Source organism: Amycolatopsis sp. NPDC026612 (assembly GCF_040638285.1).
GTDB lineage: Bacteria > Actinomycetota > Actinomycetes > Mycobacteriales > Pseudonocardiaceae > Amycolatopsis.
This window is the reverse complement of sequence record NZ_JBEZYB010000007.1, coordinates 117,425-137,531: the sequence shown is the minus strand read 5'-3', so window position 1 is coordinate 137,531 and position 20,107 is coordinate 117,425. Positions and strand designations below refer to the sequence as shown.

Sequence of the window (20,107 nt, the reverse complement as noted above, 5' to 3'; positions counted from 1 at the left end):
CATGTCACCCGTATCGGACGACGTACGGCCCGCGGTCCGGGTCCGTGGCGCGGGACTCGCGTTCGGCGCCCGCACCCTCTGGTCCGGGCTGGAGCTCGTCGTCGAGCCGGGGGAGTTCCTCGCCGTGCTCGGCCCGAACGGTTCCGGCAAGAGCAGCTTCCTCAAGGCGCTGCTCGGCATGCAGGACCTGTCGGCGGGCTCGGTCGAGATCGCGGGCGGCCGCCCGGGCGGCGCGAACCGCAAGATCGGCTACATCCCGCAGCAGCGCGCGATCGACGAGTCGCTGACGCTGCGCGGCGTCGACCTGGTCGGGCTGGGCCTCGACGGGCACCGCTGGGGTTTCGGGCTGGCCGGCATGGCGGCACGCCGCCGCCGGGTTTCCGAAGCGATCGAAGCGGTGGGGGCCACGCGGTACGCGAAACAGCCCGTCGGCCGGTTGTCCGGTGGCGAGCAGCAGCGGCTGCGGGTGGCGCAGGCCCTGGTCGGCGACCCCGAGGTGCTGCTGTGCGACGAGCCGCTGCTGTCACTCGACCTCGCGCACCAGCGCGCGATCAGCGAGCTGATCGACGAGCGGCGACAGTCGGCGGGCACGGCCGTGCTGTTCGTGACGCACGAGATCAACCCGGTGCTGCCGTTCGTCGACCGTGTGTTGTACCTGGTCAACGGCCAGTTCCGGATCGGCAAACCGGACGAGGTCATGACCACCGAGACGCTTTCGCAGCTGTACGGCACCCGTGTCGAGGTGCTCAAGGTCGGCGGCCAGATCCACATCGCGGGCGCGCAGAGCGCGTTGTGCGAGGGGGAGCCGCACCACCACGAACACGACGTCGAAGAACAAGTGGGCTGAGTCTTGGATCTGTTCGACTTCGGCAAGACCTGGGAACTGATCACCGAGCTCGACGGCGTGCAGACGGCGCTGCTCGCGGCCGCGATCCTCGGCCTGGTGGCCGGCGTGCTCGGCCCGCTGATCGTGATGCGGCGGATGTCGTTCGCCGTGCACGGCACGTCGGAGCTGGCGTTCACCGGCGGCGCGGCGGCGTTGCTGCTCGGCATCGGCGTCGAGTACGGCGCGTTGATCGGCGCGGTGGTGGCGGCCCTGCTGCTGGGCATCCTCGGCGCGCGCGACGCCGACCGCGACTCGGTGATCGGCGTGATCCTCTCGTTCGGCCTCGGCATGGGCGTGCTGTTCCTGTCGTTCTACAAAGGACGCTCCGGGAACAAGTTCGGCATCCTCACCGGCCAGATCATCACGATCGACTCGACGAACCTGACGTTGTTCGTGGCGTCGTCGGCGGTGGTGCTGGCGGTGCTGGCGCTGGTGTACCGGCCGCTGCTGTTCGCGTCGGTGGATCGGAACGTGGCGGTGGCGCGCGGGGTCCCGGTGAAGACGCTGACGGTGGTGTTCGCGCTGCTGGTGGGGGTCTCGACGGCGTTGAGCGTGAAGGTGGTCGGCTCGCTGCTGGTGGTGGCGCTGATGGTGACGCCCGCCGCGGCCGCCGCCCGCGTGACGGCCTCGCCGTGGAAGGCCACGGTGCTCTCGGTCGTGTTCGCCGAGGTGTCGGCCATCGGCGGGATCGTGCTCTCGCTGGCCCCCGGCCTGCCGGTGAGTGCGTTCGTGACGGCGATTTCGTTCTTGATCTACGTGGTGTGCCGGGTCCTCGCCTGGCAGCGCGACCGCCGGAGCCGGGTCCGGTCGGTGGACCCGGCCCCCGACCTCGCCGCCGCAGTCTGAGGCGGCACTTTCACGTGAAAGCTACGCTTTGTGACGCAAACCGTAGCTTTCACGTGAAAGTGCCGCTTCTCAGCCGAGCATCAGCAGGACCTGCAGCTCCCCGACCAGGAACCCGATCACCCCGCCGACGGCGACCAGCTTCCACTCGTCCTGCCGGAACGCCGGCCGCAACAGCCCTTCGAACTCCAGCGGCGTCAAGGCCAGCATCCGCTGCTCGATGACCTTCGCGACGTCCATCGCCTCGGTCAGGTAGCCCTCGGCGTACCGCGCCGTGTCGGGCAGCTGCGCCAGCGCCTTCACCGCGGCGGCGTGCTTCATCTCCCGCAGGCGCGTGCCGCCCACCGTCCGGGCCAGCGGCACCTGCGCGTCGACCGTCTCCGAAACGAGGTGCTCGACCAGTGCCGCCAGCCGGTCGGCGCGGGGGCCGCGCAGGACCGCGTCCAGGAGGTTCCGGACCGTCAGGACCTCGGTCGCGATCAGCTCGCCGTACTGCCGCGCCACCTCGGCCCGGCGGCGCTGGAACTTGCCCTGCAGGATCACCCGGCCCACGCGGACCGGCTCGCGCGGGACGAAGATCAGCTTGATCGCCAGCCAGTCCGTGCACAGCCCGATGACCCCGCCGAAGAGCGGCAGCACCCACGGCTCGCGCGTGAACGCCCAGACGATCGTCTGGACCAGGCCCAGCCCGAAGCCGAAGTAGACCCCCATCCGCGCGATGAACGCCATCTCCGGGCGGGACGTCTCGCGGATCAGCCGCACCAGCAGCGCGCGGTCGCGGGTCAGCTGCTGCACGGTCATGTGCTGGACGTCCAGCACCTCGTCGAGGTTCTCGCGGACGTCGTCGAGGAAGTCCCGCACCAGCCGCGGCGCCGAGGCCTGGACCTGCTTGATCAGCATCTCCTGCGCGAGCGTCGGCAGCACCTCCCACAGCCGCGGGTGGTGCTCGGCCAGCACCTCGCGCGCGGTGTGGCCGACCGCCCGCAGCAGCGGTTGTTCCAGCTCGCTCGTGATGATCACCGGGTCGATCCGCCCGAAGACCTCTTTCAGGTCGAGCAGGTTCGCCGTCAGCAGCTCGGTCGCGACCGCGGCCATCCGCCCGCCGTGCTTCGGGACGACGCCCTGCCAGCCGAGCAGCGGCGGGATCCCGATGAAGTCCAGCGGCCGGAACATCATTTCGATGGCGACGCGCTTGGTCACGTACCCGATCAGCGCCGCGACGAACGGCATCGCCGCGTACAGGGGCCAGTGCAGGGCGAGGTCGTGCAGGACAGCGTCCATTCCGACCTCCCTCGCCGTGCCGAGATCGAAACCGTACCGGCTGGTGTACGCGGGCGTCCGTGCGGACGGCCGGGATGTCCACAGTGGCCTTCGCGCGTCAACCGCTGGTCAACTGCGGTCACGATGCCATGCGTCACCGGGGGTTCCCGAATTCGTGATGCATCCGTTTGGCGGTACGTCTCCACGGACCCCGGCTCATTAAGGTGGCCCGATGGTCGCGCCTGAGAAGCCCCAGCCCGCTCCGAAGACAGCCCAGTTCGCCGTGGGTGTCCGCGGCTACAACCAGCGCCAGGTCGACGAGCGTCTCGCCGAGCTGAACAAGGAGCTTCGCGAGACGTCCCGCAACCGGGACGACGCCGTCGCGACGTCCTCGGACCTCACGAAGGCCCTCTCGTACGCGCAGAAGGAGCTGGCCGAGACGAAGGCCGCGCTGGCCAGGATGAGCTCGAGCCCGTCCGGCGCGGGCGCGATGGCCGAGCGCGTCCGGATGATGATGCAGCTCGCCGAGGAGGAGATCGCCGACCTGCGTTCGGCCGCCGAAGCCGACGCGGCGTCCACCCGCGAGCAGGCGGACAAGTACGCGCACGAGACCCGCCGCACGGCCGACAAGCTGGCGAAGGACGCGGAGGAGGAGCGTGCGCGCTTGCTGTCGGAGGCGAAGAGCGAAATCGAGAAGCTGAACGTGGCGGCGGGCGCGAAGAGGGTCGAGCTGGCCGCGGCGGCCGAGCGCGCCCGCAAGGAAGCGGACACCAAGGCCGAGGCCGAGGCGGCGGCCGCCCGCGCCGAGGCGGACCGGGTGGCGTCGGCCGAGCTGGCCCGGCGGAAGAAGGACTTCGAGGAGGAGTTCGCGCGCAAGAAGAACGAGACGGAGGCGGCGCTGGCTTCGGCGAAGGAGCAGCAGGCCACGGCCGACCAGAACCGGAAACTGGCCCTGGACCTGCGGTCGAAGGTCGCCGAGCGGATCGCGGCGACGGACGTGGCCGTCCAGGAGGCGATGCGCTTGCTGGCCCCGGTCGAGGAGGCTCCCTCGAACGGGGACCGGAAGCCCACGCCGGTCCCGGCCGCGTCGGCTGCGAAGGCTCCGGCGAAGGCCTAGTCATCCACATCGGCTCGGGTTGTCCACAGATTTCCGGCGGTGCAGCCCAGGGCCGATAGACCGGACAGGGAGACCCCCCGGGACGCGTGGGGGCTGCGCGTGGACCAGAGTGGTGGGCGTGAGCTCACGAGACGGGACCCCGCGCATGATCCTCGAGGCCGAGCGGGCCGCCGTCTGCGCCTACGCGCGCCGGATGGTCGGTGACGGCCTGGTCGTCGGCACGTCCGGGAACGTCTCCCTGCGGGCTGGCGATCTCGTCGCCGTCACCCCGACCGGCGTCGCCTACTCGAGCCTGACCCCGGCCGACATCCCGGTCGTCGATCTCGGGGGTGCGGTGGTCGACGGCTCGCTCAAGCCGACCAGCGAGCTGCCGATGCACCTGTCCGTGTACTGGGACGTCCGGGACCCGGACGGTGAGCCGGTGACCGCCGTCGTCCACACGCACTCGCCGCACGCCACCGCCGTGTCGACGCTCGTGCGCGAGGTGCCGCCGATCCACTACATCGTCGCCACGATCGGCCCGTCGGTGCGCGTCGCGCGCTACGCCACCTACGGCACGCCGGAACTCGCCGCCGCCGTGCTGGAAGCGCTGGAAGGGCGCCGTGGCTGCCTGCTGGCCAACCACGGCACCCTCACCTACGGCGACGGCCTCGAGGCCGCCTACCACCGCGCCCAGCAGCTCGAATGGGCCTGCCGCGTGTGGCTGCTCGCGCAGAGCGCCGGCCGGCCCAGCCTGCTGCCGGCGCCCGAGGTCGCCAACGTCGTCGAGCGGTTGCGCGGTTACGGGCAGGGTTAGGAAGCGACCGCGTCCAGCAGTTCGACCACCGTCGGGTCGTCGACCGCCTCCTTGATGCACCGCCACAGCTGCAGGTTCGCCGTCGCCCACCGCGAGTACGTCGCGGCCGCCTCCGGGTTGTAGAAGTAGTACCCCTCGTCGTGGACGTCGCACTGCTCGCCGACGATCTTGTGCGCCAGTTCGCGCAGGCTCAGCCCGTTTTCGCGCAGGTACCGGTGCGCCAGCACCACCGGCGTCACCGGCAGCGCCTTGAACAACGTGTCCGCGTCGCTCAGGGCCTGCGCTTCCAGGGAAATGTCCCGGCCGCGCGTGGCCATTTCCGCCTCGTCGATGATCTCGTCGATCCACCGAGCGATGGGCGCGGAGACGCCGCACTCGGCGAGGATTTCGAGCCGCAGGCTCTGCCCCGCGGCGGCGGGCGAGTTCCGGAGCACCAGGTAGTTGACGTCGTGCACCAGCGCGGCCACTTCCACCACCGCGGGGTCGGCCCCGTTGTGCCGGGCGAAACCGGCCGCCTTCGTGCGGACGAAATTGACGTGGTGCCAGCCGTGGAACGGCAGCCGGTCGGCGTGCTGCCGGCAGAGCCGGTGGACCCTTCTTTCGACGGCACCGACGACGGCGTCGACAATGGCGTGGTCGATCGTGCCTTCCTGCGTGCGCATACACCTCTCCCATCCCGGCCGTGGGGTTCAGACGGGTGGAGTAATGGTAAGCGCCGCTGACGCCGGTGTGTAGCTAGATGCGGTCGGCCAAGTCCCCCAATCGGTCCTCTACCGGAACGTGACGATGGCCGATTCCGCTGGCCGGGTCGAAAGACAAACTGAAACTGCTCACGGGGCGTGATTTCACGAGGAAAGTCATCGTTCCGGTGGCCGCCTCCGGGATCCGGTGGAATTCGTCGGCCAGCATGGTGGCGCACACCCCGGCCGCGCACCGCGTCCGGCGGCGCAACCGCGCGGACGAGATCAGGCCGGTTCCTGCGTCGATCGTCGTCTCGTACCGCTCGTGCAGGTAGGCACCACGGAGAATCGTGGTGCAGAAGTGGTACCTGTGGTTGTGCACGGAATCCGCGTACCCCTCCCGCCAATCCTGCTGCGCCTTGTATTCGTGCAGCCAGAAGGAGAACGGGTCGGCCGGCGAATCGAGCAGGCACCAGGCGAAGTGGGTGGTCGTTTCCCGTGACGAGCGCAGCACCTTGGCCGCCTGCGCGGCGGACAGCGTGCGCAGCTGCGTGCGCAGCTCGTCCCGTAACCCGGGCTCGGTGGCCCACGGCCGGAACCAGCCGTCGACCGCGCGCCAGTCCGCGGCGAGCGGGAACCTGGCCGTGCGCAGGCGCGTGGCCAGTTCGGAGAGGGGGGACAGGCGGGTGAGCAAGGTCAGCTCCCTAGCTCGGCGACTGCGGAGAACTCCGCGCGGAAGGCGTGGAACTTGCCCTCCAGCTCGCGGAACTGCTCCTCGGACAACGGGGATCCGGTGATCTTCTCGAACAGCGCCAGGAAATCCGTCCGCGTCGTCGCGGACGTGATGCGGAAGTGGCGGCCGGTCCGGGATTGCGAGACGCGCACGAATTCGGCGCGTTCCATGTTGTAGAGGAAGGAGCCTTCGGTGAATCGCAGGGACCGCGGGTACAGCTTCGTGGCGCCGCGGACGTCGCTGTAGAGCGACACCCACACGCTGTCGTCGAACATTTCGAGCCGGTCCAGCGGCGGGTCGGCGACCACGGTGATGTCGACCTGCGCACATCGGCTGCGCGCCAGGAAGAGGCCGACGAGCCCGATCCGGATCTCTTCGTCGAGCCGGGTCTGGATCTGTTCGTAGTCGACGTCGGCGGCCTCGCGGCGCAACAGGTACCGGGCGCGCCCGCTGATCGAGCTCGCGTCGCGCGGATCGGCGATGACGGCCCGCAGTTCCCGTTCGGTGCGGGAAAGCAACAGCCGGGCGGCCGCGTGCCGCCCGGAGAAACCGCGGAAGAAGTACTGCCGGGTCGCGTCGAGATCGGCCATCAGCGCGCGGTTGAACGCGGGATCGGGGTCGGTGGTCGCCTCGAAGACGTCGGTGGGGAAGAACTCCTTGTTCAGCGCCCGGTATTCGGCGCTGAGGTCTTCGAGGGCGCGCCGGCTCTCCTCGATCACCGGGGTCACCAGCGCCCGCTGCGAGGCGCTGGCGGTGATCAGCGTCTGGCCGAACCCGACGATCGCGGAGATCAGGGTGCCGGTGCCCAACGACGTCACCAGGTTCTTCCCGGTGCCGGGTTCCATCAGGCCGGCGATCCACAGGCTCAGGCCGGCGACCACGAGGAGCACCGTGAGGAGCAGGCTCGTCCTGGTCCAGAAGATCTCTTGCAGTGGGGTACGGCGGAGGCGTCCGCCAGCCGCGGCCACGTGCTTCACCTCCCTCGAACCACCCGAACGGACGAATGCGTAAAGTGTCTGTTCGAGCGCGGGGAGTCACTTTACGCGCCTCTGGGGGTGTGCGATATAAGAAGTTCGGGGGACAGAGCTGACGGACAGGCGTCACTCTGGGCAATAATTCACCGTGTTGACTGATTTTCCGGAAATAGCGGAAAACATGATCAAACTGTGTGCGGCAGCCCCTTTTCGTACCAGCGGGGCCCGGGTGCGGCGGTCATCAGGAAATCCACGACGACCGGGGCGGGCGCCGGGTGGATCTCCGGGTGGTCGCGCTCGCCGCGAGCCGCGTCCACCGGCCAGGCCAGTTTTTCCTCCTCGAGCGAAAACTCGCCGGAGGCGCCCGTGCGGTTGCCGCGGGCGTCGAGCCGTGCCCACTTGCCGTGCAGGTACACGGCATTCAGCCCGTGCAGCGCGGACAGTTCCTGGTAGCAGAAGCCGGCCGGGATCCCTTGCGCCCGCAGCAAAGCGGCGAGCAGGTGGGCCTTCGCGTAGCAGATCCCGACGCGCTCGCGCAGGACGTCCGACGCCCGCCAGGTGACCCGTGGATCCCCGGCGTCGATGACGTGCTCGACCTCGTCCCGCACGAAGCGGAACGCGGTTTTCGCACGTTCGACGGAATCGTTACCGGCGGGCCGCAAGCTGTCGAGCAGCGCGCGGATCGACGGGTGCCGGTGATCGACGACGGCGTCGGCGGCGAGGTAATCGCTCAGCCGATCGGAGGTGGGCCGCGGAACGGGACTCATCCGCGCATCCTGACAGGTTCGGCCATTCGGGCGAGACGGATTTTCCGCGTGGCCACGCTCCGCGTTTGCCGATTACGGAACGTAGAAGTCGGGAGGGAAGCCGGTCCAGCGCAGTTCGGCGGGCAGGTGGCTCAGGTCGTTGTAGGTCAGCAGCGAGGCGGGCCGCCCCGGCGGGTACTGGAGGACGGTGAGCCCGGCGTGGGCGTGGCTGAAGGTGAGCCACCGCCACGGCGGCGCGTCCTGCGCGGCGCGAACGAGCCACCCGACGAGGAAGTTGTGCGTGACGAGCACTTGGTACCGCGCCTCGGCCCCCGGCACGGGCCCGCTGAACCGCCGTTCGGCTTCGGCGGCGAGCTCTTCGTCGGCGGGTGGGAACTGCCGCGCGAAGGCGAGCAGCAGATCGCCGGAGGTCTCGGGGAGTTCCTCGCGCTTCGGCGTGTAGGGGACGAAGTCGTCCGCCGCGTCGTCGACGTGGAGAGGAACGCCCGGAAGCTGGGTGGCGATCAGCCGGGCGGTCTCGGCGGCGCGCGGAAGGGGACCGTGGTGGATCGAGGTGACGGGGACATCCCGCAGCCGCCGGCCGAGCAGAACGGCTTGTCGCTGCCCGGCTTCGGTGAGTCTCCCGGCCGGCCCCGCTTCACCGTGGCGGGTGAGGAAGAGGTACCGCGTGGTCAACACGGGGTCAGGTTTTCACGGGTGACTCCCCCGCGTACTGATCGGGTGATCGAGTTCGGAGCGCCGCCGCCGGGTGGATCAGAACTGGTAGTACAAGAACGGGCTGAACGTTCCCGTCGCGATCAGGATCGCCGCGTACAGCAGGCCCACCGTCATCACGCCGATGCGCAGGGCCGTGGCCGGGCGGCTGCGGGACGACTCCAGCAGGGGGCCCGTCACCGGGTGGGCCGGCAGCAGGAACACCGTCAGCGCCGCCAGCATCAGGACCAGGCGCTGGTTCGTGAACGCCTGCTCGACGCCTGCGCCGAGGCCGTTGAAGTCGGGGAGCAGCATGTGGCCCAGCATCGACAGTGCGTGGCCCAGGTCCGGGGATCGGAAGAACACCCAGCCGACCACCACCAGCAGCATCGTCAGGGCCCGGCGGAGGTAGCGCTTCCAGCGGACCGCCGGATCCAGGTCCAAGCCGAAACGGCGCTCGATCACCAGTAGCGCGCCGTGGTAGCAGCCCCACACCAGGAACGTCCACTGCGCGCCGTGCCAGAAGCCGGTCAGCACGAACACTGTGCAGAGGTTGCGGTACGTGCGGCCCGCGCCGTGGCGGTTGCCGCCCAGGGGGATGTACACGTAGTCGCGGAACCAGCGGCTCAAGCTCATGTGCCAGCGGCGCCAGAACTCCGTGATCGTCACCGATGAGTACGGCCGCGCGAAGTTCTCCGGCAGGCGGAAGCCCAGCATGCGGCCGAGGCCGATCGCCATGTCCGAATAGCCCGAAAAATCGAAGAACAGCTGGAGGGTGTAGCCGATCGCGCCGAGCCAGGCCGTCGCGAACGTCATCTGGTCGGCGGGCACCTTGAAGCACGCCTCGACCAGCGGGCTCAGCGAGTCGGCGATGATCGTCTTCTTGCACAGCCCGAGCGCGAACCGGGGGAAGCCCGCCGCGATGTCGTCGAGCCGGTGCGAACGCAGCTGCGGCAGCTGGTCGGCGATCTCGCGGTACCGCACGATCGGGCCGGCCACCAGCTGCGGGAACATCGCGATGTACGCGGCGAACGACACCGGGTTCCGCAGCGCCTGCCGCTCGCCGCGGTAGATGTCGACCACGTACGAGATGTGGTGGAACGTGTAGAACGAGATGCCGATCGGCACCACCAGGCTCGCGACGGGCACGCTGCCGCCGAACCAGTGCGCGACAGCGGCGATCTGCTGCGTGGCGAACCCGGCGTACTTCCAGATCAGCAGCACCGCGACGTCGAGCGAGACCACGGCGACGAGGATCCGCCGCCGGCGCACGCCGTGGACGTCCCACGGGCTCGGCGCCAGCAGCGGCCCGGCCAGGAAGTTGACGACCATGCAGCCGAGCAGCAGGAAAACGAATCCGCCGGCGCCGATCGTGTAGAACAGCAGGCTGCCGACCGCGATGATCCCGTTGCGCCAGCTCCGTGGACACACCAGCACGGCGATGAGCACCGCCGGCAGGAAGTACCACAGGAAGAGCGGCGAAACGAACGACATCGGCGGTCAGGTCCCCTCGGGTTTATCCGAGGGTGACCTTAACCCGACCGGGTGGTGCGCGGGACTCAGACCCGGCCGGCGGCCCGGCGCCGCCGCGCCACCTCGGCGAGCAGCACGCCGGCCGCCACCGAGGCGTTGAGCGACTCCACACCGGCCGCCATCGGGATCGACACCGTCGCGTCGCACGTCTCGCGGACCAGGCGCGACAGACCGCGGCCCTCCGAGCCCAGCACGATGACCAGCGGGTCGGCCGCCAGCTCCAGCTGGTCGATGCCGACCGAACCGTCGGCGTCCAGGCCGACCAGCATCAGGCCGTCGTTCGCCCACGCCTTGAGCTGCCGCGTCAGGTTCGTCGCCACCGCGATCGGCAGCTTCGCCGCCGTGCCGGCGCTCGTCCGCCACGCCACCGCCGTCATGCCCGCGCTGCGCCGCTCCGGCAGCAGCACGCCGTGGGCACCGAACGCGGCCGCCGAGCGGATCACCGCACCCAGGTTCCGCGGATCGGTGACGCCGTCGAGCGCGACGAACAGCGGTACCTCGCCCGAGTTGCGGGCCGCCGCCATCAGTTCGTCCGGGTGGGCGTACTCGAACGGCGGGACCTGCAGACCCAGACCCTGGTGCATGGCCCGGTTCGTCTTGCGGTCCAGCTCCTCGCGCGGGATCTCCAGGATCGAGATGCCCTTGTCGCCCGCCAGCCGGACGGCGTCGTTCACGCGGTCGTCGACCTCGATGTTCAGCGCGACGTACAACGCCGTCGCCGGGACGTCCGCGCGCAGCGCCTCGACCACCGGGTTGCGCCCGGCGATCAGCTCCGGCTTGTCGGCCTTCTTCTGCCGCGCCTGGTCGCGCTTGGTCGCGGCGTTGTTCGAGCGGTACGCCTTGTGCCCGGGGCGGTCCTCCGCCTTCGGGGTCGGGCCCTTGCCTTCGAGCGCCTTGCGGCGCTGACCGCCCGAGCCGACGACGGCACCCTTCTTGGTGCCCGTCTTGCGGATCGCGCCCTGGCGCCGCGAGTTGCCTGCCATGGTGAAAGTTTCCTTGCGTTGGTGCGAAATCAGTCCGACTTGACTGTCCACTGCGGACCGTTGGGGGTGTCCTCCACCACGATGCCCGCCTGGTGGAGGCGGTCACGGGCGGCGTCCGCGCGGGCGAAGTCCTTCTCGGCCCTGGCCTGCTGGCGCTCGGCCAGCAGCCCTGCGACGAGTTCGGCCAGCGCCTGCTTGGTGGGCGTGTCGGAACCGCCCGCCTCGGACCAGCGCGCGGACAGCGGGTCGAGACCGAGCACGTCGGTCATCGCGCGGACGGCCGCGGCGAATTCGAGTGCCTTGGAGGTGTCGCCCGCGTCGAGGGCGGCGTTACCGTCCCGCACCGTGGTGTGCACCACGGCGAACGCCTGCGGGGTGGCCAGGTCGTCGTCGAGCGCGGTGACGAACCCCGCCGGGAGCGAGCCGATCGTGACGTCGCCGGTGGCCGCGGCCCGGCGCAGGAACGTCTCGATCCGCCGGTAGCCCTGCGCGGCCTCGGAGACCGCCGCGTCGGAGTACTCGATGTTCGAGCGGTAGTGCGGCTGCACGAGGTAGTACCGCAGCTCCGGCGCCCGGTAGCGCTCGAGCATCGCCGGGATCGACACGGTGTTGCCCAGCGACTTCGCCATCTTCTCGCCGGCCATGGTCACCCAGGCGTTGTGCAGCCAGTAGCGGGCGAAGCCGTCACCGGCCGCGTTCGACTGGGCGCGCTCGTTCTCGTGGTGGGGGAAGATCAGGTCGATCCCGCCGCCGTGGATGTCGAACTCCGCGCCGAGGTACGCCGTTGCCATCGCCGAGCACTCGAGGTGCCAGCCCGGCCGGCCCGGCCCCCACGGCGTCGGCCACGACGGCTCGCCCGGCTTCGCGCTCTTCCACATGGTGAAGTCACGCGGGTCGCGCTTGCCGCGCGTCGGCGTCTCGCCCTGCTGGACGTCCTCCAGCACCTGGCCGGAGAGTTTGCCGTAGTCGTCGAACGACTTCACCGAGAAGTAGACGTCGCCGTCCGCGACGTAGCCGTGGCCGCTCTCGATGAGGCGTTCCATCAGCTCGACCATCTGGGTGACGTGCCCGGTCGCGCGCGGGTTGATCGACGGGGGCAGGCAGCCCAGCTGCTCGTACGCGGCCTCGAAGGCGCGCTCGTGCGTGGCGGCCCACTCCCACCAGGGCCGCTCGTGCTCGGCGGCCTTGGTCAGGATCTTGTCGTCGATGTCCGTGACGTTGCGGACGAGCAGCACGTCGAGTCCACTGTGGACCAGCCAGCGCCGCAGCACGTCGTAGTTCAGCGCGCCGCGGATGTGCCCGATGTGGGGAACGCCCTGCACGGTGGCGCCACACACGTAGATCGACGCCGTTCCGCTACGGACGGGGTGGAACTCCCGTACGCTCCGGGTCGCTGTGTCGAAAAGGTGAAGGGCCACCCTGAAAGGGTACGGGTCGGCGTGAGCCGCGTCGCAGGCGGTCAGCCCACGCCGAAGCCGCGCAGTGCCGTGAGCAGGGCATCCGGCCGGTCGGCGGTCGGCAGCGGGTCGACCAGCGCGAACTCGCAGCCGAGCGCGCGGGCGCCGCCGTCGGCCTCCTCGCTGTCGCCGACCATCAGCGTTTCCGTAGCCGGCACGCCGAGGCTCCGGACGGCCGTGCGGAAGATCTCCAGCTCCGGCTTGACCGCGCCGACCTCGAAGGACAGCACGAACTCGTCGACGTAGGCGTCCCACCCGCGGGCGGTGAAGGCCGGCCGGATGTCGAAGGCGATGTTGCTGAGCACGGCCACCTTGAGGCCCCGCTCGGCGGCGGCCTTGAGCGCCGCTTCCGTGTCCGGGTACGGCGTCCACTGGCTGGGATCGATGAGCCGGTCGTACAGGGCGACGGCCTGCTCGGGCTGCGGCACCCCCGACTTGTTGAGCACCTCGAGGTACACCTTCCGGTGCAGTTCCGGATCGCGGTCCCGGTGCTGCCAGGCGTGCTGGTGCTCGGCGTCGAGCTCGACGACCTGCCCGACCGGGGCGGTCATCCGGCGCATCAGCTCGGTCTGCGCCTCGATGTCGAGCGGCTCGCCGTCGTGATCGGTCACTTCGGTGAGCCAAGACTCGTCCTGCTCCAGCCGGAACAGCGTGCCGGAGAAGTCGAACAACACCGCCCTGATCGTCATGGGAGTCAGCCTAGCGAGGTCGCGGGCACCGCAGCGGCGCCCGCGACCCGCGTCACGTCACGCGGCGTAACCGGTGATCTTGTCCGGCACCACGCGCACGACCACGCGGACGACCTCCGGCGGTTCGGGGCGGAAGTCCTTGCCGTCGTACTTGTTCGAGAGCTCGTCGATGAGCTCCCGGCCGCCTTCGTCGGTGATCTCGGCGCGGCCGCGGACCTCCACGTACTTCAGCGGGTCCTCGAGGTCGAACACCGACAGCGAGACCCGCGGGTCTCGCTGCAGGTTCCGCTCCTTGAGCCGTCCGCGGACGGTGGCGAAGAGGACGGTGTCGCCGTCCCGCTTCGCCCAGACGACGGAGGTCTGCACCGAGCCGTCGGCGTTGATGGTGGCGACCACCGGGAAGTTCTTGCCGTCGAAGAGGGCCTTCGTGGCCTCGTTGAAAGTGACACCCATGGTCCGGACCCTATTTCACGTTGCCCGCGATTTTCCCGACGTGCAGCCGGACGACGACGCGCTCGACGTCGGCGCTCTCGGGCGGCGGATCCTGGCCGAGGTACTTGTGGCTCAGCGCCTTCGGGAGCGTCTTGCCCGGGTCGGGGGTGATCGTCACGGTGCCGCGCAGCTGCGTGTGCCGGTACGGGTTCTCCGCGTCGGTGATCGAGACGCCGATGCGCGGGTCGCGCCGCAGGTTGCGGACCTTCCGGCGGTCCTCGGTCGCGCTGAAGACGAGCTCGCCGTCGTCGAGGCTCACCCAGACGACGGACGTCTGGGGGCTGCCGTCCGGGTCGAGGGTGGCGACCGTCGCGAAGTTCTTGCCGTCGATCAGTGCGCGGACGGCGTCCGGAAGAGTGAGGGCCATCTCACGCCGAACCGGCGCCGGCGTGGACCTATTCCGCCGCGAGCAGCAGCGCGGTCGCGAAGGCGGCGATGCCTTCGCCGCGTCCGGTCAGCCCCAGCCCGTCGGACGTCGTGCCCGAGACGCTCACCGGGCCGCCCACCGCCTCCGAGAGCACCTTCTGGGCCTCGTCGCGCCGCTTGCCGACCCGGGGCGCGTTGCCCACGATCTGGACCGTGGCGTTCCCGACGCGCCAGCCCGCCGCCTCGATCAGGCCGCGGACCTCGGCGAGCATGTCGGTGCCGTGCGCGCCGTTCATCCGCGGGTCGCCCGTGCCGAACACCGCGCCCAGGTCGCCTAGGCCGGCGGCCGACAGCAGAGCGTCGCACAGCGCGTGGGCCGCGACGTCGCCGTCGGAGTGGCCGGCGCAGCCGTCGGCGTCCGGCCACTCCAGGCCCGCCATCCAGCACTCGCGGCCCGCCTCGATGGGGTGCACGTCCACCCCGTTGCCGATCCTCACAGCGTCTCCTCGTTCTTCGGTGCCGCCGCGATCGCCTCGGCCAGTGACAGTTCGAAACCGCTCGTGACGCGCATCGCGTCCGGGTGGCCGGGGACCGTCGCCGCGCCGGCGACGTCCCAGGGCTCGGCCGACCGGAAGGCCGCGAGCGTGTAGCCGATCGGCGTCTGGAGCGTGCGCAGCCGCGACCGGTCTTCGGTGCCGACGATCAGCGAAGCGGCGTCGGTCACCTTCACCGTGTCGGCCATCGGGAGCACCGGCACCGCGATGGGAGCGCCGTCGCGGACCGCGCTGATGACGTCACGCACCGTGTGCGCAGGAATGAAGGCACGCAGAGCGTCATGGAGGAGTACAACTGAGTCACGGGAAAGTCCCGGCTCGACGGCGGCGAAGGCCTGCCTGAGTGAGCCGGAGACGACGGTTGAGCCGAGGCCGCGAACCGCCTCGGAAAACGACGAAGCACACCGCTGGGGGGCCACCACGAGTACCGAGGAGATTTCCGGCACGTCGAGCAGCCCCCGCACGGTGTGCGTGAGTAGCGCCTCACCATGGACCGGCGTGAGAGCTGACTCCCCGTCGGAGGCATGATGTGCGACGGTCACGATCGCGACGACGTTCATCGGTACGCGATCGTAGAGGCACCCGCCCACCGGGCGGATGCCCTGGGCTCAGAACCTTATTCTGGTCAGGACGGCGCCACGGACCGCAGGTCGCCTGCTTGCGGTGACTTTTGCGCCGGCCGACGGCTGAATAAGGTTCTCAGACCGTCGCGGTTTCCAGAACTTCGTCGAGGAGGACCTCAGCCTTGTCCTCGTCGGTGCCCTCCGCGAGCGCGAGCTCGCTGACCAGAATTTGCCGCGCCTTCGCCAGCATGCGCTTCTCGCCGGCTGAAAGTCCGCGGTCCTTCTCTCGCCGCCAGAGGTCGCGCACCACTTCGGCCACCTTGTTCACATCGCCGGAGGCGAGCTTCTCGAGGTTGGCCTTGTACCGACGAGACCAGTTCGTTGGCTCCTCGGTGTGCGGAGCACGCAGAACGTCGAAGACCTTGTCCAGTCCTTCTTGCCCGACGACATCGCGAACGCCGACGATCTCGGCGTTGTCTGCGGGCACGCGAACCGTGAGATCCCCTTGCGCGACCTTCAGGACGAGGTACTTCTTTTCCTCGCCCTTGATCACACGGGTCTCGATGGCTTCGATGAGTGCGGCACCGTGGTGCGGGTAGACGACGGTCTCTCCGACCTTGAAAACCATGTGTCCTCTGCCCCTTTCGCTGACTCCATCCTAGCACGGGCCGCCAGGGCCCACCTAGCGGGCCGGACTCGTCCTCGCAGGTCAGCGGCCTGGGCGGGGGTTGACAAACGTCGAACCCCCGTGCTCACGCAGGTAGCGGGGAAGCGTTTCGTCACAGGCCGGGAAATCCTTTGTGGACGGTTGATCTTGGTCGTGGCGCCGTGGCAACGCAGACCGGTTCTGCCCGGGTGATCGCGCCCGGCTAGTCTTCGCGGGGAAAAGGCCGTGAAAAGGGAAGGACTGCGACGTGAGGCTGCAGAATCGCCGGGTGTCCGGCGCGGCCGCGCTGGCCCTCGGTGGCGCGCTCGTGCTCGCCGGGTGCGGAGCCGGTCAGATCACCCAGACCGCGACGCAGCAGGCCGCGGTCAACGGCACGCACGCCCAGGTCCGGAACATCGACCTGCGCAACGCCGCGGTCCAGTACCCGACGTCCGGCCCGGGCTACCCGGCCGGCGCGACCCCCGCGCTGACCCTGACGATCGTGAACCGGGACGCCCAGGACGACTCGCTCGTCTCCGTGACCACCGAAGACGGTGCCCAGGCGACCATCGGTGGCTCGAAGGTCGTCGTCGCGGCGCACTCCCTGGTGATCGGCCCGGACAACGCCGTCGAGTCCACGAACGAGGTGCAGCCCACCTCCTCCGGCGCGCCCTCCTCTTCCTCGAGCGCTCCGACGTCCCCGGGCACCCCGGCCGGCAGCAGCTCGGCCACCAACAGCCCGGGCCACCTCACCGCGACGGCCACCTCCGAGGTCCCGTCGTCCGGCCCGGCCGCGACGCCCACCGCGCCCGAGAAGGTCGGCCAGGCCACTGTGACGCTCCCCGCACTGAAGCAGCCGCTCTGGCCGGGCCAGGTCATCAAGGTCACGTTCGTCTTCAAGAACGCCGGCCCGGTCACCGTCGAGCTGCCGGTGGCGGCGCCGGCGCACGACAAGGGGTAGGTCCCCGGTTTTGTCGGTGGTCGCCGATAGCCTCGCGGGGTGAAGAAGGGGACCACCTACCGCTGCGGAAGTTGCGGCTACGAAGCGGCCAAGTGGCTCGGCCGCTGTCCGGAGTGCCAGGAGTGGGGCACGCTCGAGGAGCGCGGCGCGCCGGTCAAGCCGGCCATCCAGCGCGTCGCCGCCGGGGCGCCGAGCGCGCCCGCGCGGCCCATCGGCGAGGTCGACGTCGAAGCGGCGCGGGCTCGCCGCACCGGCGTCTCGGAGCTCGACCGGGTGCTCGGCGGTGGCCTGGTCCCGGGTGTGGTGGTGCTGCTCGCGGGTGAGCCGGGGGTCGGCAAGTCGACTCTGCTGCTCGAGGTCGCCTACCAGTGGGCGAAGACGGTCGACCGCTCCCTGTACGTCACGGGCGAGGAGTCCGCCGGGCAGGTCCGGTTACGCGCCGAGCGAACGGGCAACGTCCACGACCGGATGTACCTGGCCGCCGAGAGCGACCTTTCGGCCATCCTCGGGCACGTCGACGACGTCAAGCCGGGGGTGCTGATCGTCGACTCGGTGCAGACCATGGCGTCCCCGCAGGTCGACGGCTCACCCGGCGGCGTGACGCAGGTTCGCGCCGTCACGTCCGGGCTGGTCGCGCTGGCGAAGGAGCGCGGGCTGGCGGTGGTCCTCGTGGGCCACGTCACGAAGGACGGCTCGGTGGCCGGCCCCCGCGTGCTCGAGCACCTCGTCGACGTCGTGCTGCAGTTCGAGGGCGACAAGCACTCGACGCTGCGGATGCTCCGCGGGATCAAGAACCGCTTCGGCGCGTCCGACGAGATCGGCTGCTTCGAGCTGCAGGAAGAAGGCATCGTCGGGGTGCCGGACCCGTCGGGGCTGTTCATCAGCCGCACGGCGGAGCCGGTGCCGGGCACGGCGATCACCGTGTCGATGGAGGGCAAGCGGCCGCTGCTGGGCGAGGTCCAGGCGCTGGTGTCGTCGACGTCGGCGCCCCAGCCGCGGCGCGCGGTCAGCGGCCTCGACTCCGCGCGGGTGGCGATGGTCCTGGCGGTGCTGGAGAAGCGCGGCGGGCTGAAGCTCGGCGACAAGGACGTCTACACGGCCACGGTCGGCGGCATGAAGATCACCGAGCCGGGGATCGACCTGGCGCTGGTGCTGGCGCTGACGTCGAGCTTCGAAGACGTCGCCCTTTCGCCACGGCTGGTGTCGGTGGGCGAGGTCGGGCTGGCGGGGGAGATCCGGCGCGTGCCGAGCGTGGGCCGCCGCCTGGCGGAGGCGGCCCGGCTCGGGTTCACGTACGCGCTGGTGCCGCCGGACTCGGGCAAGCCGCCCGCCGGGATCCGGGTGCTGGAGGTGGCGAACGTCGCGGACGCGCTGAACGCCGCCAGTCACGCGCGCTGATCACCCCGAGGTCCGCGTGATGGCGTAGGAGTACTCCGCGTCCAGGCGCTGCTGCGGTGAGAGGGGGCGCAGCGTGGTCAAGGTGTTCGGCGCGCTCTGCAAGCTCGGCGCAACCGGGGTCGTGCTCCTCGGCACCTCGTTGCTGCGGGTGATCCCCTGGCTCGGTGCCGTGTCCGCGGCCAGCAGCCGCGCGGTCACCGGGTCGAGGAACAGCCGCAGGTTCAGCTTGAGGTCCAGGTACACGGTGGCCGCCCGGCCGTCCGGGGTCGTCGACCCGGGGACGACCCCGATGCCGGGGACTTCGGCGAGCGCGTCGCGCAGCGCGAACCGGACATCCGGCCGCAGCAGGCCGATCTCCAGCGCGCTCCGGACCATGTCGAGCGCTTCCGTGGCGGTGTGCACCCGGCCGCGCTCGGAGTCTTTGACGCCGATCGTGTCGTACCGCAGCCGCTTGGCCAGCTTGGCCCGGTCGGGGACGAGCGAGGCGACGAACGCCGCGTCGGGGCTCAGCCAGTTCGCGAACGGCGTGTTCCAGGTCGGCTTGTCCTGCCCCGAAAAGTCGGGATGGCCGGGGAACACACCGCCCGGGCCGTACTCGTCGACGGGCTCGGGATCGCTGCCGTCGACGAAGTGCTGCCCAGCCGTCAAGGTCGTGCGCCGGTGCCACACGCCGGTGGGGTCGGCCGGGATCCACAGCTCGACCCGCCGCTGGAGCCTGGACGTGGACCCGCTGGTGGGCTCGTACGTCCAGTCGAGCGTCTGCGAGTAGCGGAACTCGCCCGGGGCGAGCGGGCGGTCGAGGTCCACGAGCGCAGCGGCGGGCCGGGACGGCTCCGGTGCGTCCGGCGTCCACCGGGCAGCGGCGACGCCGAGGCCGCCGACCAGGGTGACGACGGCCGCGGCGACCGCGAGCCACCGCCACGTCCCGGACCGCCGCGGCTCGACGGGTGGCGCTTCCTCGCCGCCGGCCGCCGCCATCAGGGTCGCGCGGGCGAAGGCCAGCCCGTCGTCCGCTTCTTCGTCGCTGTTCAGGTCCGCGAGCGCCGCGTCGAGTTCGGCTTCGGACCAGATCTTCCGGACGTTGTCTTCACGCAAGGTCCTGCACCTCCTCTTGGGCCGGGGCGTTCGTCCTGAGCCAGCGTCTGATCCGGTGCAACCGGGACCGGACCGTACCCGGGGGGATGCCGAGGGCTTCGGCGACCTCGGCCGGCTCCAGCCCGGCCCACGACACCAGCAGCAGCGTGTCGCGGTCGGCCGGGCTGAGCCGGGCGAGCGCGCCGGCCAGCTGCGCCGCGCGCACCTGGGCGTCGACCTGTTCGGCGACCCGGCCGTCGTGGCCCACGTGGCTGGTTTCGCCGGCCCGCGCCAGCCTGGCCGTGGCCTGCAGGCCACGCATCTCGGACCGCACGTGGTGGCGCAGCAGGTTGGTGGCGATGCCGTAGAGCCACGACCGGGCCGTGCCCAGCTCCGGCCGGTAGCTCTCGCGCCGGCGCAACGCCACCAGGAACGTCTCGGCGACGAGGTCGTTCGCCGGTTCGGGCCCGACCCGGCGGGCCAGGTACCGGCGCAGCTGCGGCGCGTGGGCGTCGAACAGCCGCCCGAACGCCGGCCCCGGCTCGGGTCCGCCCAGGTCCGGGCGGTCCTGCCCCCAGAGCTCCGAGCCCTCGTGGATCACCTGCATGCCCCCAGTTGCCCGCAGCCCCCACGTGCGTTCAC

General features: G+C 70.5%; 23 protein-coding genes. 6 read left to right on the top strand and 17 right to left on the bottom strand.

Annotated elements, in window-relative coordinates; translation table 11 throughout:
• The first annotated feature begins 1 nt into the window (after window position 1).
• Complete coding sequence (locus AB0F15_RS10410; RefSeq protein WP_360268258.1) at window positions 2-847, top strand: metal ABC transporter ATP-binding protein; 846 nt, start codon at window positions 2-4, stop codon at window positions 845-847.
• A gap of 3 nt (window positions 848-850) precedes the next feature.
• Window positions 851-1,732, top strand: a complete 882-nt coding sequence (locus AB0F15_RS10405) for a metal ABC transporter permease (protein WP_360268256.1) — start codon at window positions 851-853, stop codon at window positions 1,730-1,732.
• Window positions 1,733-1,801: 69 nt separating this feature from the next.
• Here AB0F15_RS10405 and AB0F15_RS10400 read toward each other — a convergent pair whose 3' ends face one another.
• A complete protein-coding gene (locus tag AB0F15_RS10400; RefSeq protein ID WP_360268253.1) occupies window positions 1,802-3,010 on the bottom strand; it encodes a DUF445 domain-containing protein in 1,209 nt (402 codons plus the stop codon).
• A gap of 211 nt (window positions 3,011-3,221) precedes the next feature.
• Between AB0F15_RS10400 and AB0F15_RS10395 the strand changes: the two genes are divergently transcribed.
• Window positions 3,222-4,106, top strand: coding sequence for a hypothetical protein (locus AB0F15_RS10395; RefSeq protein WP_360268251.1), 885 nt, complete (start codon window positions 3,222-3,224; stop codon window positions 4,104-4,106).
• A gap of 145 nt (window positions 4,107-4,251) precedes the next feature.
• On the top strand, window positions 4,252-4,902 hold the full coding sequence (locus tag AB0F15_RS10390; protein ID WP_360268604.1) for a class II aldolase/adducin family protein: 651 nt from the start codon (window positions 4,252-4,254) through the stop codon (window positions 4,900-4,902).
• Here the strand turns inward: AB0F15_RS10390 and AB0F15_RS10385 are convergent.
• The 14 genes from AB0F15_RS10385 to AB0F15_RS10320 form a co-directional block, all read right to left on the bottom strand.
• On the bottom strand, window positions 4,899-5,564 hold the full coding sequence (locus tag AB0F15_RS10385; RefSeq protein WP_360268248.1) for an HD family phosphohydrolase: 666 nt from the start codon (window positions 5,562-5,564) through the stop codon (window positions 4,899-4,901). The genes AB0F15_RS10390 and AB0F15_RS10385 overlap by 4 nt on opposite strands.
• Window positions 5,565-5,637: 73 nt before the next feature.
• Window positions 5,638-6,276, bottom strand: coding sequence for a hypothetical protein (locus AB0F15_RS10380; RefSeq protein ID WP_360268246.1), 639 nt, complete (start codon window positions 6,274-6,276; stop codon window positions 5,638-5,640).
• A gap of 2 nt (window positions 6,277-6,278) precedes the next feature.
• Entirely contained in the window at window positions 6,279-7,292 is a 1,014-nt protein-coding gene (locus AB0F15_RS10375; RefSeq protein ID WP_360268243.1) for a hypothetical protein, read from the bottom strand.
• Window positions 7,293-7,474: 182 nt separating this feature from the next.
• Window positions 7,475-8,056, bottom strand: a complete 582-nt coding sequence (locus tag AB0F15_RS10370; protein ID WP_360268240.1) for a transglutaminase domain-containing protein — start codon at window positions 8,054-8,056, stop codon at window positions 7,475-7,477.
• 72 nt (window positions 8,057-8,128) lie between these two features.
• Window positions 8,129-8,734, bottom strand: a complete 606-nt coding sequence (locus AB0F15_RS10365; protein WP_360268238.1) for a histidine phosphatase family protein — start codon at window positions 8,732-8,734, stop codon at window positions 8,129-8,131.
• Between the two features lie 75 nt (window positions 8,735-8,809).
• Window positions 8,810-10,243: an MBOAT family protein gene (locus AB0F15_RS10360; RefSeq protein ID WP_360268235.1), complete on the bottom strand. Its 1,434-nt coding sequence runs from the start codon at window positions 10,241-10,243 to the stop codon at window positions 8,810-8,812.
• A 65-nt stretch (window positions 10,244-10,308) separates the two neighbouring features.
• Window positions 10,309-11,265, bottom strand: coding sequence for a 23S rRNA (guanosine(2251)-2'-O)-methyltransferase RlmB (gene rlmB / locus AB0F15_RS10355; RefSeq protein WP_360268232.1), 957 nt, complete (start codon window positions 11,263-11,265; stop codon window positions 10,309-10,311).
• A gap of 29 nt (window positions 11,266-11,294) precedes the next feature.
• A complete protein-coding gene (gene cysS / locus AB0F15_RS10350; protein WP_360268229.1) occupies window positions 11,295-12,683 on the bottom strand; it encodes a cysteine--tRNA ligase in 1,389 nt (462 codons plus the stop codon).
• A gap of 41 nt (window positions 12,684-12,724) precedes the next feature.
• A complete protein-coding gene (locus AB0F15_RS10345) occupies window positions 12,725-13,411 on the bottom strand; it encodes an HAD family hydrolase (protein WP_360268227.1) in 687 nt (228 codons plus the stop codon).
• A 57-nt stretch (window positions 13,412-13,468) separates the two neighbouring features.
• On the bottom strand, window positions 13,469-13,864 hold the full coding sequence (locus AB0F15_RS10340; RefSeq protein WP_360268224.1) for a PPOX class F420-dependent oxidoreductase: 396 nt from the start codon (window positions 13,862-13,864) through the stop codon (window positions 13,469-13,471).
• 10 nt (window positions 13,865-13,874) lie between these two features.
• Window positions 13,875-14,270, bottom strand: a complete 396-nt coding sequence (locus AB0F15_RS10335; RefSeq protein WP_360268221.1) for a PPOX class F420-dependent oxidoreductase — start codon at window positions 14,268-14,270, stop codon at window positions 13,875-13,877.
• A gap of 28 nt (window positions 14,271-14,298) precedes the next feature.
• Entirely contained in the window at window positions 14,299-14,766 is a 468-nt protein-coding gene (gene ispF / locus AB0F15_RS10330) for a 2-C-methyl-D-erythritol 2,4-cyclodiphosphate synthase (RefSeq protein ID WP_360268218.1), read from the bottom strand.
• Window positions 14,763-15,383, bottom strand: coding sequence for a 2-C-methyl-D-erythritol 4-phosphate cytidylyltransferase (locus tag AB0F15_RS10325; RefSeq protein ID WP_360268215.1), 621 nt, complete (start codon window positions 15,381-15,383; stop codon window positions 14,763-14,765). Before AB0F15_RS10325 ends, ispF begins: the two co-directional genes overlap by 4 nt.
• 139 nt (window positions 15,384-15,522) lie before the next feature.
• Complete coding sequence (locus tag AB0F15_RS10320; protein WP_004559016.1) at window positions 15,523-16,014, bottom strand: CarD family transcriptional regulator; 492 nt, start codon at window positions 16,012-16,014, stop codon at window positions 15,523-15,525.
• Between the two features lie 286 nt (window positions 16,015-16,300).
• On the opposite strand from AB0F15_RS10320, the gene AB0F15_RS10315 reads away from it, so the two are divergent.
• On the top strand, window positions 16,301-16,993 hold the full coding sequence (locus tag AB0F15_RS10315; RefSeq protein ID WP_360268212.1) for a hypothetical protein: 693 nt from the start codon (window positions 16,301-16,303) through the stop codon (window positions 16,991-16,993).
• A gap of 39 nt (window positions 16,994-17,032) precedes the next feature.
• Window positions 17,033-18,391 carry a DNA repair protein RadA gene (radA, locus tag AB0F15_RS10310; RefSeq protein WP_360268209.1) on the top strand — a complete coding sequence of 453 codons (1,359 nt, stop codon included), beginning with the start codon at window positions 17,033-17,035 and terminating at the stop codon, window positions 18,389-18,391.
• Here radA and AB0F15_RS10305 read toward each other — a convergent pair whose 3' ends face one another.
• Window positions 18,392-19,486: a hypothetical protein gene (locus AB0F15_RS10305; RefSeq protein WP_360268207.1), complete on the bottom strand. Its 1,095-nt coding sequence runs from the start codon at window positions 19,484-19,486 to the stop codon at window positions 18,392-18,394.
• On the bottom strand, window positions 19,479-20,072 hold the full coding sequence (locus AB0F15_RS10300) for a sigma-70 family RNA polymerase sigma factor (RefSeq protein WP_360268204.1): 594 nt from the start codon (window positions 20,070-20,072) through the stop codon (window positions 19,479-19,481). The genes AB0F15_RS10305 and AB0F15_RS10300 overlap by 8 nt, the downstream gene beginning before the upstream one ends.
• Between the last annotated feature and the right edge of the window lie 35 nt (window positions 20,073-20,107).

What these genes read in the sequence shown, in the direction of transcription:
- AB0F15_RS10395 (WP_360268251.1), top strand. Translation starts at nt 3,222, where the DNA reads ATGGTCGCGCCTGAGAAGCCCCAGCCCGCTCCGAAGACAGCCCAGTTC.
- AB0F15_RS10300 (WP_360268204.1), bottom strand. Translation starts at nt 20,072, where the DNA reads ATGCAGGTGATCCACGAGGGCTCGGAGCTCTGGGGGCAGGACCGCCCG.
- AB0F15_RS10360 (WP_360268235.1), bottom strand. Translation starts at nt 10,243, where the DNA reads ATGTCGTTCGTTTCGCCGCTCTTCCTGTGGTACTTCCTGCCGGCGGTG.
- AB0F15_RS10320 (WP_004559016.1), bottom strand. Translation starts at nt 16,014, where the DNA reads ATGGTTTTCAAGGTCGGAGAGACCGTCGTCTACCCGCACCACGGTGCC.
- AB0F15_RS10340 (WP_360268224.1), bottom strand. Translation starts at nt 13,864, where the DNA reads ATGGGTGTCACTTTCAACGAGGCCACGAAGGCCCTCTTCGACGGCAAG.
- AB0F15_RS10385 (WP_360268248.1), bottom strand. Translation starts at nt 5,564, where the DNA reads ATGCGCACGCAGGAAGGCACGATCGACCACGCCATTGTCGACGCCGTC.
- AB0F15_RS10400 (WP_360268253.1), bottom strand. Translation starts at nt 3,010, where the DNA reads ATGGACGCTGTCCTGCACGACCTCGCCCTGCACTGGCCCCTGTACGCG.
- AB0F15_RS10345 (WP_360268227.1), bottom strand. Translation starts at nt 13,411, where the DNA reads ATGACGATCAGGGCGGTGTTGTTCGACTTCTCCGGCACGCTGTTCCGG.
- rlmB (WP_360268232.1), bottom strand. Translation starts at nt 11,265, where the DNA reads ATGGCAGGCAACTCGCGGCGCCAGGGCGCGATCCGCAAGACGGGCACC.
- AB0F15_RS10370 (WP_360268240.1), bottom strand. Translation starts at nt 8,056, where the DNA reads ATGAGTCCCGTTCCGCGGCCCACCTCCGATCGGCTGAGCGATTACCTC.
- AB0F15_RS10325 (WP_360268215.1), bottom strand. Translation starts at nt 15,383, where the DNA reads ATGAACGTCGTCGCGATCGTGACCGTCGCACATCATGCCTCCGACGGG.
- AB0F15_RS10335 (WP_360268221.1), bottom strand. Translation starts at nt 14,270, where the DNA reads ATGGCCCTCACTCTTCCGGACGCCGTCCGCGCACTGATCGACGGCAAG.
- AB0F15_RS10390 (WP_360268604.1), top strand. Translation starts at nt 4,252, where the DNA reads ATGATCCTCGAGGCCGAGCGGGCCGCCGTCTGCGCCTACGCGCGCCGG.
- AB0F15_RS10410 (WP_360268258.1), top strand. Translation starts at nt 2, where the DNA reads ATGTCACCCGTATCGGACGACGTACGGCCCGCGGTCCGGGTCCGTGGC.